Consider the following 12217-nt stretch of genomic DNA (forward strand, 5'->3'; position numbering starts at 1 on the left):
GGGGCCATGACCGCGGACCGGTGGGCGCAAGTGGTACGGAATCAGCTCGGACTCGGCAGGCTGCTGCCGTTGGGCCTTTCGCGCGACGGCGCGTGGATCACGGAGAGCGCCGCGGACGCCGTGCTGCGGCGGGCGGCGACGACCGTGGACGGCGTGCGCCTCGGCGCGCTGCGGATCGCGCTCGCCGATCCGGACGGGCCGTACGCCTCCGCCGTGCCGGCCCCGCCGAGCGGCCTCGCGCCCGGTCCCCTGCGGGTGACGGCGGAGTTCGGGGCGGCGGCGGATCCCGCGGCCCCGGGGGCCGACTCGCTGCCGGCGACCGCGGAGCGGCTGCGGCTCGCCCTGTCGGCCGCGGCGACCCAGCGCCTAGGCCTCGACGTGAGCGAGGTGGACCTCCAGGTGACGGACCTGCTGACGGACGCGCAGCTGACGTCCCGGAAGGACGAGCAGGGCGAACGGGAGGGTGTCGCGCCCGAGGAGCCGAAGGTCCCGGACGGTCCGGAAGAGGCACGGATCGCCGCCGTCGTCCGGGGCGTCGCGGGTGTCACCCGTCTGACGGACGCGTTGGGCCGATCGGTGGACATCGGGACTCCCGCCACCGCGGAGTCGGCCGTGCCCCGCCGTCACGTCCGCGTGGAACTCGCGGTCTCGGCCGGCTTCCGGGCGGTGGAGGTGGCCCGCGCGGTCAGGGCGGCGGTCGCGGAGGCGGCTCGGGACACCCCGTCCGTGGCGGTCCTGGTGACCGCCGTCGGCTGACCCGGTACGAGCGGAACGCCGGGCCCGTCGGCGCCGGGCGTTCGCTTCACTTCGCCGGCCTTCACTTCGTCGGCCGGGGGCGCGACGACGGTCCGCAGGACGGGACCGTACGGACGCGCCCCGGTCGTCGTGGTCAGTCGCCGACGCCGGCGAGGTCCCGGAGACGACGGGCCTGCGCGGCGCGTTCGGCGGTGCGCTGGTCCTCGTAGGAACGCTCCTGGGCGCCGCGCAGCAGGGCCTTCGTCTCGATCACGGCGTCGCGCGGGGCGGCCACCAGCGCCGCGGTGAGGTCACGGACCGCGTCGTCGAGCTGCGCCGCGGGCACCGCGAGGTTGGCGAGTCCGGTGCGCTCCGCCTCCTCGGCGAGGACGAAGCGGCCGGTCGCGCAGATCTCCAGGGCGCGGGCGTATCCGACGAGACTCACCAGGGGGTGCGTGCCGGTGAGGTCGGGCACGAGGCCGAGGCTGGTCTCGCGCATGGCGAACTGCACGTCGTCGGCGACGACGCGCAGATCACACGCGAGGGCGAGCTGGAATCCGGCACCGATGGCATGCCCCTGTACGGCGGCGATCGACACGAGGTCGCTGCGCCGCCACCAGGTGAACGCCTCCTGATACTCGGCGATGGTCGCGTCGAGTTCGGCGTCGGATCCGCGTGCGAGATCGATGAACGACGGTTCGCCGTCGAAGCCCTCGGGCGTGAACGCCTGCCGGTCGAGCCCCGCGGAGAAGGACTGGCCTTCGGCGCGCAGCACGACGACCCGGACGGAGCCCGGCAGTGACCGGCCGGCTTGCGTCAACGCCCGCCACAGAGCAGGACTCTGGGCGTTGCGCTTGGCCGGGTTGGTCAGGGTCACCGTGGCGATCGCGTCGTCGACGGTGAGCCGTACGCCGTCCTTGTCGAGTACCGGTTCGAGTTCCTTGTCGGGCGAAGCCATGGGGTGCCTCCGGTGGGTGCGGTCGGTTCAGGTGTGCACCTCGTGAAGCACGAGGGCACATCTAAGTGACTGCACAGTAACCACCCGGTCGGTCGCCCGACCGACCGGGTGGTCACCACCGAAGCCGATGGGGACGCCCGGCCTCAGGCCGAAGCGGCCTTCTTGCCCCGCGTCGCTCCGCCACGCCCTCGGAGCGTGACGCCCGACTCGCTGAGCATCCGGTGCACGAAGCCATACGAACGGCCGGTCTCTTCGGCCAGCGCTCGGATGCTCGCACCGGAGTCGTACTTCTTCTTCAGGTCTGCCGCGAGCTTGTCGCGCGCGGCGCCGGTTACCCGGCTGCCCTTCTTCAGAGTCTCGGCCACCCGTGCCTCCTCATGGGAAGTGCGCTCTGGACTCTCATGATCACCCCTCCCGGGCGTCATGGCCACCCATTCGGCAAGGTCCGTAAGACAAGGTTTTGACGACAGGAGCCCGTCCCCACGAGTGGAATCAGTGGTTCCGGCTGGTGCGTTCCGTACCGCCGAACGGGTTCTTCCGCGAAATACCTGGTCAGCGACGCAGAACGGCCGAGCCCTGGAGAAGACAGGGCTCGGCCGGAAAATCGGTGTAGGACACACCTCGGTACGAGGAGATCTCACACAGATGATGGATCACGAATCGGCCGAATGATCCATACGCAGTGGATCAGTCATTCGATCTCGGTGTGCGGACCCCTCGCGGGGGATCAGGCGAGAGCGACCAGGTCGGCGTAGTCGGAACCCCACAGGTCCTCCACGCCGTCCGGCAGCAGGATGATCCGCTCCGGCTGGAGCGCCTCGACGGCGCCCTCGTCGTGGGTGACGAGGACGACGGCGCCCTTGTAGGTGCGCAGCGCGCCGAGGATCTCCTCGCGGCTGGCCGGGTCGAGGTTGTTCGTCGGTTCGTCGAGCAGCAGGACGTTCGCGGAGGAGACGACGAGGGTCGCGAGCGCGAGCCGCGTCTTCTCACCGCCGGAGAGCACCCCGGCCGGCTTGTCGACGTCGTCGCCGGAGAACAGGAACGAGCCGAGCGTCTTGCGGACCTCGACCAGGTCCAGGTCGGGGGCGGCGGACCGCATGTTCTCCAGCACCGTGCGCTCGGGGTCGAGGGTCTCGTGCTCCTGCGCGTAGTAGCCGAGCTTGAGGCCGTGGCCCTCGATGACCTCGCCGGTGTCGGGCTTCTCGGCGCCGCCGAGCAGGCGCAGGAGGGTCGTCTTGCCGGCGCCGTTCAGGCCGAGGATGACGACGCGGGAGCCCTTGTCGATGGCCAGGTCGACGTCGGTGAAGATCTCCAGGGAGCCGTAGGACTTCGACAGGCCCTCCGCCATGAGCGGGGTCTTGCCGCAGGGCGCGGGCTCCGGAAAGCGCAGCTTGGCGACCTTGTCGGAGACGCGGACCGCCTCCAGGCCGGCGAGCAGCTTGTCGGCGCGCTTGGCCATGTTCTGCGCGGCCACCGTCTTGGTGGCCTTGGCGCGCATCTTGTCCGCCTGCGAGTTCAGCGCGGCGGCCTTCTTCTCGGCGTTCTGCCGCTCGCGCTTGCGGCGCTTCTCGTCGGCCTCGCGCTGCTGCTGGTAGAGCTTCCAGCCCATGTTGTAGACGTCGATCTGGGCGCGGTTGGCGTCCAGGTAGAAGACCTTGTTGACGACCGTCTCGACGAGGTCCACGTCGTGGGAGATCACGATGAAGCCGCCGCGGTACGTCTTCAGGTAGTCGCGCAGCCAGACGATCGAGTCCGCGTCCAGGTGGTTCGTCGGCTCGTCGAGCAGCAGGGTGTCGGCGTCCGAGAAGAGGATGCGGGCCAGCTCGATACGGCGGCGCTGACCGCCGGAGAGCGTGTGCAGGGGCTGGCCGAGCACCCGGTCGGGCAGGTTGAGCGCGGCGGCGATGGTGGCCGCCTCGGCCTCGGCGGAGTAGCCGCCCTTGGTGAGGAACTCCGTCTCCTGGCGCTCGTACTGCCGCATGGCCTTGTCGCGGGTGGCGCCCGCGCCGTTGGCGATGCGCTGTTCGTTCTCGCGCATCTTGCGGATCAGGACGTCCAGGCCGCGGGCGGACAGGACGCGGTCGCGGGCGAGGACGTCGAGGTCGCCGGTGCGCGGGTCCTGGGGCAGATAGCCGACCTCGCCGGAGCGGGTGACGGTGCCCGCGGCGGGCTGGCCCTGGCCGGCGAGGACCTTGGTGAGGGTCGTCTTGCCCGCGCCGTTGCGGCCGACGAGGCCGATGCGGTCGCCCTTCGCGATGCGGAAGGTGGCGGACTCGATGAGGATGCGGGCGCCGGCACGCAGCTCGATACCGGAGGCGGAGATCACGGACAGACTCCAGGGCTGGGGGTCGGTGGACGGCTGAGGGCGTTCCCGCCGTCTAATGCGCGAGGAGAATGGCCATGGGCCAAGTCTAACGGGGCCGTGCAACCACTTTTCCGGTGTGCGGGCCTCCGGCACTGTGACGCTCGCCCCGCCGCGGCCCTCGGAGCGGGCGTGAGGGCGCGGGCCGCCCGGCCGGGAATCCCGCCGCGAGGGCCGCCGGGCGCGGGCGTAGCCCGTTCGGCCCTCGGGCCGGGGCCGCGGGGCCCGGAGCGTACGAGGATGGCGCCACGGAGCGACCGACCGGCGTACGGCAGAGGGTGGTGTGTCCATGCAGTTCGACGACGACGCGGACCTGGACACGTCCGAGGTCCAGGATGTGCGCGGCAGCCGCATCCCCGGTGGCAGGGCGACCGTCGGCGGTGGCCTCGCCGGTCTGATCGCCCTGCTCCTCGGGCTGTTCTTCGGGGTCGGTCCCGACCAGCTCGGCCTGTCCTCCGGCAGCGACCAGCCGGCGCCGGCCTCCTCGTCCCTGGCGCAGTTGCAGCAGACCTGCCGGACCGGGCGGGACGCGAACGCCCAGGAGGACTGCCGCGTCGTCGCGGTGGTCAACAGCATCCAGACGTACTGGGCGAAGGAGTTCACGCGCCGGGGCGGCACCTACACCCGCTCCCCCACCGTCTTCTTCAGCGGCCGGGTGGGCACGGCCTGCGGGACCGCCTCGTCGGCCGTGGGCCCGTTCTACTGTCCCGGGGACCGCAAGGTCTATCTGGACCTGGGCTTCTTCGACGAGCTGCGCACCAAGTTCGGCTCCAGCGGCGGACCGTTCGCGCAGGCCTACGTGGTGGCGCACGAGTACGGGCATCACGTGCAGGACCTGATGGGCACGCTGGCCAGGTCCCAGGACGGGGTGACCGGCGCGAACAGCAACGCGGTGAAGGTGGAGCTCCAGGCCGACTGCTACGCGGGTGTCTGGGCGCGGCACGCGACGACCACCCCGTCCACGTCCTCGGGCAAGCCGCTGCTGACCTCGCTGACGGACGCCGACATCCGTGACGGTCTGGACGCCGCGGCCGCGGTCGGGGACGACCGGATCCAGCAGCGGTACCAGGGGCGGGTGACGCCGGAGACCTGGACGCACGGGTCGGCCCAGCAGCGGCAGCAGTGGTTCTACCAGGGCTTCAGCAGCGGCGACATGGCGCAGTGCAACACGTTCAGGTGAGCGGGGTCTCCGGCGGGGCCGTCCGGTCCGCGGAGAGGTTCCGGGCGGCGGTCTCCGGTCGGCGGGGCGTTGTCGGTGGCCGGTGCCAGACTGGGCAGCGGATCGGATTCCGGCGTGGTGACGAGACGGAGTGATCGGCATGGCTGGTACGAACGGCGGACGCCCGAGCATCTATCCCTCGCTGTTGTACGCCGACGCGAAGGCGGCGATCAGGCAGCTCACCGAGGCCTTCGGCTTCACCGAGCTGTCGGTCTACGAGGGCGAGGACGGTTCGGTGATGCACGCCGAGCTGGTGCAGGGGAACGGCGCGGTGATGCTCGGCTCCAAGGGCCGCGGCGGCCGTTTCGACGAGGCGATGAAGAGCGCGGGTCCGTGTGGGGTGTACATCGTCGTGGACGACGTCGACGCCCACCATCAGCACGCCGTGGACCATGGCGCGGAGATCCTGATGGCCCCGACCGACCAGGACTACGGCTCGCGGGACTACATGGCCCGGGACATCGAGGGCAACATCTGGAGCTTCGGCACGTACGCCCCGGAGATAGGGGCGTAGGAGCCGCGCTGCGGCGTCGCTCCCCCGCCGTCGGGCGGGGCCTCCTTCGCGGGGCCGCGGCTCGCGCCGCCCGGCGGGCCCGAGCCGCCGGGGCGACGCCTCGGAGCGCTGCCTGCCGGGCGCGTGCCGTGCCGCTGCCCCTGCCTTCGTACGGCTCCTGACGGGTTCCGGCGGCTTCCGGGTCAGCTTCCGCCGGTGTGCACCTGGAAGGCCGCCCGGCGTACGGCCTTGGCGAGGGCCGGGTCCGGGTGGGCGGCGGCGAGGGCGACGAGCACCTGCACCGTGCGCGGATGCCCGACCGCGCGCACCTCGTCGAGGAGTGCGGGCACGGTCGGCTGCACCGCGGACTCCAGGTGGCGGACGAGGAGCGGGGCGTCGCCGTGGTCGGCGACGGCCGCGGCCGTGTCGACCCACAGCCAGGTGGACTCGGCGCGGGTGAGCACCTCGTGCGCGTCCTCGGGGTCGTGACCTTCGTGCTCCGCGAGCCACAGCAGGGCGTAGGGGCGCAGCCACGACTCGTCGGCCACGGCGCGTACGTCGGGCTCGGCGGGGGCACCGACCACGCGCAGCGCCTCGAAGGCCAGGCCGCGGGTGAGTGCGTCCTCGCCGCGGGCGGCGGCGAGGAGCTCGGTGACGGCGCTGCCGACGGGGCGGGCGGCGAGCCAGGCGCGGTACTCGGCGCGGGCCGCGTTGGGGCGGAGCTGGGCGCAGCCGCGCAGCATGTCCTCGGCGGACTGCTCGATGTTCCCGGCGGGGCTCTGCGCGGCGACGCAGATCTGCTCCAGCTTGACCCAGACCGCCCAGCTGCCGAGCGGGGTGAGGGTGGCCTGTGCGTCGCCGTAGGTCAGCGCGCCGACGGATGCGAGGGCGCGCAGGGCCCAGTCGAGGAGGGGCGCGAGGGGCGCGTCCGGGGTCTCGACGGGTTCCGGGGCCGGCTCGGGCTGCGGGCCGTAGGCGACCTCGCAGCGCTCGGTGCGCAGTTCCGTGACGCGCTGTTCGAGCAGGTCGAGGAGCTGCTCCACGGGGACGGGCCCGGCGGAGAGCTGGAGGAAGGAGAGCACCTGGGGCATCGCGGAGACGACCTCGGCGACGGCGGCCGGTTCCCGGTCCGTGGGTTCGGGGTGGGCCAGCGACCAGGCGTCGAAGAGGGCGACCCAGCCGCGCAGGACGGCGCTGTCGTCGCGGCTCCAGGCGCGCAGCCGCCAGCCGGGGCGGGCGCTGTCGCCGTGCACCTCGATGAGGCCGGCCAGCCGGGCGGTGTCCCAGTCCGCGCGGACCTGAACCGGGGTCAGCCCGAGTTCGGTGGCGGCCCGTTCGGCGGTCGCGTCGGAGAGCGCGCCCTTGCCGTCGGGAGTCGCGTCGTCGCGCCCGGGACGGAGTGCGGCGTCGGCCCAGCGGGCGACGCGGGCCGCGTCGGACAGGCCGGTGCGTGCCATGCGGGCGAGTTCCGCGGGCGGCGGTGTGCCCTCCGGCGGTCGCGGTGCGGGGCGCGATGTGCGGCGCTGGGTCACCGCTCGGGGAGCGGCCGCGAGGGGCCGCGGGCTGACGAGTCGGAGCCTGGAGTCGCGCGGGTTACGGGACGTCACGGGTGCAGTCTTCCGGTTGACGGTCCGAAAACCCAAACGGAATGCCCGCGAGGGGGCCGGGGGCGCTCCGGGAGCGGCCTCGCCGGGGCGCTCGCCGCATCGGAAAGTGCGCCGCGGGGAGTTGTCCGGGGCGGAACCGGAAGCACCCCGGACGCCCCCGGTCGCGGTGGCCCGGGATGCCCGGGCCCCGCACGTCAGAGGCTGGTCGGGATGGCCTCCGGGGTCACATCAAGGGGGTGAGGAAGCGGCGGAGCGCCTCTTCGTAGCCCGCCGGGTCGGCGTTCCACATGGCGGCGTGCGGGGCGTCCGGGACGGTGTACAGGGTGACCAGGTCCGGGCGGCTCGCCGCGAGGCGGCGGGACGGGCCCCAGGGGGCGATGGTGTCGTCCGGGCCGTGCACCAGCAGGGTCGGCACGGTGAGCCGGTCGGGGTGCGCGGCGTGCGCGATGCGGTCGCCGCGTACGCCGGTGCGGCCCTGGGCGGCGCGCACGGCGAGCGGGAGCAGGAAGTTCGGGGTGTGCCGGGCGCCGGCCAGGGCGCGCAGCGTGGCCTCCCAGTCGAGGACCGGGGAGTCCAGGATCAGGCCGGAGATCCGCTCACGGAGGGCGGAGTGCGCGGCGGCGCGCAGCGCCATGGTGGCGCCGGTGGACCAGCCGTACAGGATGATCCGCCGGGCGCCGTACCGCACGGCGTAGCGGATGGCCGCGTCGAGGTCGCGCCACTCGGTCTCGCCGAGGTGGTTCAGGCCGTCCGGTGAGCGGGGGGCGCCGAGGTCGCCGCGATAGGCGAGGTCCAGCACCGGGAAGTGCCGCTCGTTCAGGAACCTCATCACGTTCATGGGGTGTTCCCGAGTGGCGCCCAGACCGTGCACGGTGATGATCCAGGTGTCGCGCACGGCCGGGACGAACCAGGCGGGCAGTGCGCCGAGTTCGCCGGGTACGTCGACGTCGGCGTGTTCCAGGCCGAGGGCGGACTGGGGGTCCCCCACGTACAGGTTCGGGACGAGCCAGACCTTGTCGCCGGGTTCCAGGGAGCCGTGGGTGACGCCGTCGAGCCGCCGGACGACGGTGTCCGCGGTGTGCGGGGTGGCGTCCTGGACCGGGCCGACGACGGCGTGGGTGCCGTCGCCCGCGAGCCCGTAGGTGCCGGGGCGCCGCGAGGCCAGGGCGCGGGTCAGGGTGATCCCGCCGGCCGTCGTGGCGTGCACGGTGAGCCGGGGTTCGGTGGGCAGGGGCTTTCCGGGACGCGTCTTCAGCGCGGCGTCGCTGGCGAACCGGCCCGCGGCCACGGAGGCCGCGCCTGCGGCTGTGGCGACGGCCGTGGCGACAGTTACGGCCGCGGCCGTCGCTCTTAGGGTGCGCACCCGACCAGTCTCCCGGGGGAGCCCGCCATCGGCCAGTGGGAGGGGGCCGGCGGTGACAACGCCTCCACCGCGCCCGCCCGCGTACGCCGCGTGCGGCGCTGCTGCCGAGGCGGTCCTAGGCCCGCTGCCCGTAGCCCCGCAGGCGCTCCCCCGCCTCCTCGAGTTGGGCGGGCGAGAGCAGGTTGGGGGCCAGACCGGGGACCGAGGAGGCCAGGAGCCAGACGCGGCACATCCACTCCAGCTGGGCCGTGCGGTCGTACGCCTGGTCCAGCGAGGCTCCGTGGGCGAGCGTGCCGTGGTTCTGCAGGAGGCAGGCGGCGCGGCCGTCCAGCGCCCGGAGCACGTTCGCGGCCAGCTCGGGGGTGCCGTACGTCGCGTAGGGGGCGACGCGCACGGGGCCGCCGACGGCTCCGGCCATGTAGTGGATCAGGGGCAGTTCGGGGACGAGGGTCGACACGGCCGTGGCGTGCGCGGCGTGGGTGTGGACGACGGCCCGGGCGTCGGTCTCGCGGTAGACCGTGAGGTGCATCGGCAGCTCGCTGGTCGGACGCAGCGAGCCGAGCACCTGGCGGCCGTCGAGGTCGACGCCGACGGCGTCCGAGGGCTTCAGCCGGTCGTAGGGCACGCCGGTGGGGGTGACCAGGACGGTGTCGCCGACGCGGACGGACACGTTCCCCGAGGTTCCGACCACGAGCCCGTCGGTCACCGTGCGGCGGGCCGTCGTGACGAGCTCCGCCCACGCCGCCGCGATCACGGCGTCCCGCGCGTCCTGCCCCTCGCCGGTGACGTCGGCGGCCCCGGCGGCCTGGGCCGCCGCGGCAGGAGGCCCCTCCCGCTCGTCGTCGCGCCCGTACCGTTCACCTCGCGCGTCGCCCGCTCGGCGCTCGACCTCGTCGAGCCGGTCCTGCCCGTCACGCGCGTCATGCCCGTCCGTCATCCGTACGTCCTCCCGCCGTCCCGCCTGTAGGGCCCGCAGCATCCGCGCCGTCGGCCCCGGCGTCCCGTCCGTCGCCTCGCCGGTCCGTCCGGGCGTACCGCGATCCTGCCAGTGGGAGCGGCAGGGGCTGCTGCGGGGCGCCCACCACTTCGCCGTGCCGGACACGTCGTCCGGCACCGATCACGCCGCGTACGCCGTGCGCGACGGCGGAGCCTGGCGCGCCGACGGCCCGAGGCTGCCGCCCGCGCTGGACATCGAATCCACCCCGTACGCCCGGCGCCGCTCCTGCTCCGGCCTGCGCCCGGCCGCCACGGTGCGCTGGACCGGGGAGTTCAGCGACGAGGGCGAGCGGGAGACGGGCCGGACGCCGGTCATCCACACGCCCGCGCACTGGTGGAACACCCGCACCGGTTCCAGCCACGCCTTCGCCGCACGGCACGCCTTCTGGCCGGCACGCCACGGCGCGGCCGACCCGGCGGCGCTCCCCGCGGGCTGGTCCGCCAGGACCTTCCGGCCGTACGACACCACCGGCGGTCTGCCGGGTGACCAGGATCTCTTCCACGGCTCCCCGGCCGGCCTCGAACGGCCGGCGCGGGGGTGGCGATCCGTACCGGAGCACGGCATTCCGCCTCCGTTCGAACCCCCACATCTCCCCCTGGAGACAAGCGGAACGCCGATTCGCCGTTCGGGACACCACAAAGCCCGACCCAGTTCATCTTCCGTTCATCCAGGTTGCTTACGGTCCACCTGCCACTGACGTCCAACAGAAGCCTGGGTAAATGGAACACATCACGCTCCTCCTCGGAATCGTGATCGTTACCGCTCTCGTGTTCGATTTCACGAACGGTTTCCACGACACCGCCAACGCGATGGCCACCACCATCTCGACCGGCGCACTCAAGCCCAAGGTTGCGGTGGCCATGTCCGCCGTGCTGAACCTTGTCGGCGCCTTCCTCTCGGTGGAGGTCGCCAACACGATCTCCAAAGGCCTCGTCGACGAGTCCGGCATCCAGCCAGAAGTGATCTTCGCCGCCCTGGTGGGCGCGATCCTCTGGAACCTGGTGACGTGGCTCATCGGACTTCCGTCCAGCTCTTCGCACGCCCTCATGGGTGGCCTGGTCGGCGCCACCATCGCCTCGGCCGGCACCGGCGCGGTGCACGGGGACGTCCTGGTCGGCAAGGTGCTCATACCCGCCGTCGCGGCTCCGATCGTGGCCGGTCTGGCCGCGATGCTGGCCACCCGGCTGTCGTACAGGCTCAGCAGGAACGCCGGCGGCAAGGCCACCGAGAAGGGGTACCGCGCCGGCCAGATAGCCTCCGCGGGCCTGGTCTCGCTGGCCCACGGCACCAACGACGCGCAGAAGACGATGGGCATCATCACCCTGGCCCTGGTCGCCGGTGGCGCCGTCGCTCCCGACTCGGACCCGCCGGTCTGGGTCATCCTCTCCGCCGGTCTCGCGATCGCGCTCGGCACCTACCTGGGCGGCTGGCGCATCATCCGCACCATGGGCAAGGGCCTGACCGACCTCCAGCCGCAGCAGGGCTTCGCCGCCCAGACCAGCGCGGCGACGGTCATCCTCGCCTCCGCGCACATCGGCTTCTCCCTCTCCACGACGCACGCCGTCTCCGGCTCCGTGATGGGTGCGGGCCTCGGCCGCAAGGGCGGCGTGGTCCGCTGGTCCACCGCCACCCGGATGTTCGTCGCCTGGGCACTGACGCTGCCCGCCGCCGCCCTGGTCGGCGCGCTCGCCGAGTGGGTCACCGGCTTCGGCGCCTGGGGCACCACGCTCGTCGCCGTCTTCCTGGTCGCCTCCAGCTTCGCGATCTGGCGCCGCTCGCGCCGCGAGGTCATCGACCACACCAACGTGAACGCCGACGAGCCCGCCGGGGTGGTCACCACGGCCATCGCGGCCGTCACCCCGCCCCCGGCCGGCACCGTGGCCGAGGAGCTCACGGCCACCATCCCCGCACCCGCCGAGCCCACGGCGAACCCGTCGGCGCCGTCGCGCGTGGCCTGAGAACCGAAGGAAGAAACAGCATGCACATCGACTGGTCAGCCCTCGGGTCCGTCTTCGGGGTCAGTCTCGGAGCCACCGTCGTCCTCGTCGGCCTCTTCACCCTCGGCGTCGCCGGCCTCTCCAAGAAGGAGTCGGCCCAGGGCGGTTCCGCCGTCGCGGCGGCCACCGGTGCCTACGTCTGCTTCGCGGCCTGCGCGGCGGCGGTCGCGTACGGCATCTCTCTGATCATGAGCAAGTAACCGGACGAACGGCCCCGAACGGGCCGTTCCCGGGCAGCACTTCACGTGGGGTGCGGGACGGATCTCCGTCCCGCGCCCCACCGCTGTGTGGGCCTTCGCACACTCTCCCTCCGCAGGTCAACAGCAAGTTGACGGCCCTTCTCACCCCGTGGTGGACTGCCGGAGCCAAGTACGGCGGCATGAGAGGAAGCCGGTGCGAATCCGGCGCGGTCCCGCCACTGTCATCGGGGAGGAGACTCCCCGGGAGCCAGGAACTCTCGCCGCCGGTCTCGTCGAACCAGGGCGT

General features: G+C 73.0%; 12 protein-coding genes and 1 riboswitch. Of the genes, 6 read left to right on the plus strand and 6 right to left on the minus strand.

Annotated features, from left to right (window positions below):
- The first annotated feature begins 6 nt into the window (after positions 1–6).
- The gene (locus B0675_RS35430; RefSeq protein WP_081223689.1) at positions 7–756 is read left to right on the plus strand and encodes a nucleopolyhedrovirus P10 family protein; all 750 of its coding nucleotides are present in this window, start codon (positions 7–9) and stop codon (positions 754–756) included.
- 133 nt (positions 757–889) lie between these two features.
- Here B0675_RS35430 and B0675_RS35435 read toward each other — a convergent pair whose 3' ends face one another.
- The 3 genes from B0675_RS35435 to B0675_RS35445 all read right to left on the minus strand — a co-directional run bounded on the left by B0675_RS35435 (position 890) and on the right by B0675_RS35445 (position 4019).
- Positions 890–1693 carry an enoyl-CoA hydratase/isomerase family protein gene (locus tag B0675_RS35435; protein WP_081223690.1) on the minus strand — a complete coding sequence of 268 codons (804 nt, stop codon included), beginning with the start codon at positions 1691–1693 and terminating at the stop codon, positions 890–892.
- Positions 1694–1836: 143 nt separating this feature from the next.
- Complete coding sequence (locus B0675_RS35440) at positions 1837–2058, minus strand: helix-turn-helix domain-containing protein (protein ID WP_006123601.1); 222 nt, start codon at positions 2056–2058, stop codon at positions 1837–1839.
- A gap of 362 nt (positions 2059–2420) precedes the next feature.
- On the minus strand, positions 2421–4019 hold the full coding sequence (locus B0675_RS35445) for an ABC-F family ATP-binding cassette domain-containing protein (RefSeq protein ID WP_081223691.1): 1599 nt from the start codon (positions 4017–4019) through the stop codon (positions 2421–2423).
- A gap of 325 nt (positions 4020–4344) precedes the next feature.
- Between B0675_RS35445 and B0675_RS35450 the strand changes: the two genes are divergently transcribed.
- Both B0675_RS35450 and B0675_RS35455 read left to right on the plus strand, forming a co-directional pair.
- Positions 4345–5235: a neutral zinc metallopeptidase gene (locus B0675_RS35450; protein WP_081224065.1), complete on the plus strand. Its 891-nt coding sequence runs from the start codon at positions 4345–4347 to the stop codon at positions 5233–5235.
- Positions 5236–5374: 139 nt separating this feature from the next.
- A complete protein-coding gene (locus B0675_RS35455; protein ID WP_081224066.1) occupies positions 5375–5788 on the plus strand; it encodes a VOC family protein in 414 nt (137 codons plus the stop codon).
- A 182-nt stretch (positions 5789–5970) separates the two neighbouring features.
- Here B0675_RS35455 and B0675_RS35460 read toward each other — a convergent pair whose 3' ends face one another.
- The 3 genes from B0675_RS35460 to B0675_RS35470 form a co-directional block, all read right to left on the minus strand.
- The gene (locus tag B0675_RS35460; RefSeq protein WP_179165500.1) at positions 5971–7374 is read right to left on the minus strand and encodes a hypothetical protein; all 1404 of its coding nucleotides are present in this window, start codon (positions 7372–7374) and stop codon (positions 5971–5973) included.
- A gap of 223 nt (positions 7375–7597) precedes the next feature.
- Positions 7598–8737, minus strand: a complete 1140-nt coding sequence (locus tag B0675_RS35465; protein ID WP_081223693.1) for an alpha/beta fold hydrolase — start codon at positions 8735–8737, stop codon at positions 7598–7600.
- A gap of 115 nt (positions 8738–8852) precedes the next feature.
- Entirely contained in the window at positions 8853–9491 is a 639-nt protein-coding gene (locus tag B0675_RS35470) for a class II aldolase/adducin family protein (protein WP_081223694.1), read from the minus strand.
- Between the two features lie 337 nt (positions 9492–9828).
- Here B0675_RS35470 and B0675_RS35475 point away from each other — a divergent pair, with 337 nt between their 5' ends.
- The 3 genes from B0675_RS35475 to B0675_RS35485 are packed head-to-tail and all read left to right on the plus strand — an operon-like array spanning position 9829 to position 11931.
- Complete coding sequence (locus B0675_RS35475; protein ID WP_241540081.1) at positions 9829–10431, plus strand: GH25 family lysozyme; 603 nt, start codon at positions 9829–9831, stop codon at positions 10429–10431.
- 22 nt (positions 10432–10453) lie between these two features.
- Positions 10454–11692: an inorganic phosphate transporter gene (locus B0675_RS35480; protein WP_081223695.1), complete on the plus strand. Its 1239-nt coding sequence runs from the start codon at positions 10454–10456 to the stop codon at positions 11690–11692.
- A gap of 20 nt (positions 11693–11712) precedes the next feature.
- Positions 11713–11931 (plus strand): hypothetical protein, encoded by a 219-nt coding sequence (locus B0675_RS35485; RefSeq protein ID WP_081223696.1) that lies wholly within the window; start codon positions 11713–11715, stop codon positions 11929–11931.
- Positions 11932–12066: 135 nt separating this feature from the next.
- Positions 12067–12211, plus strand: a riboswitch (cobalamin riboswitch).
- Positions 12212–12217: the final 6 nt, after the last annotated feature.

Origin of the sequence: Streptomyces sp. M41(2017), assembly GCF_002078175.1 — a bacterium.
Classification (GTDB): domain Bacteria; phylum Actinomycetota; class Actinomycetes; order Streptomycetales; family Streptomycetaceae; genus Streptomyces.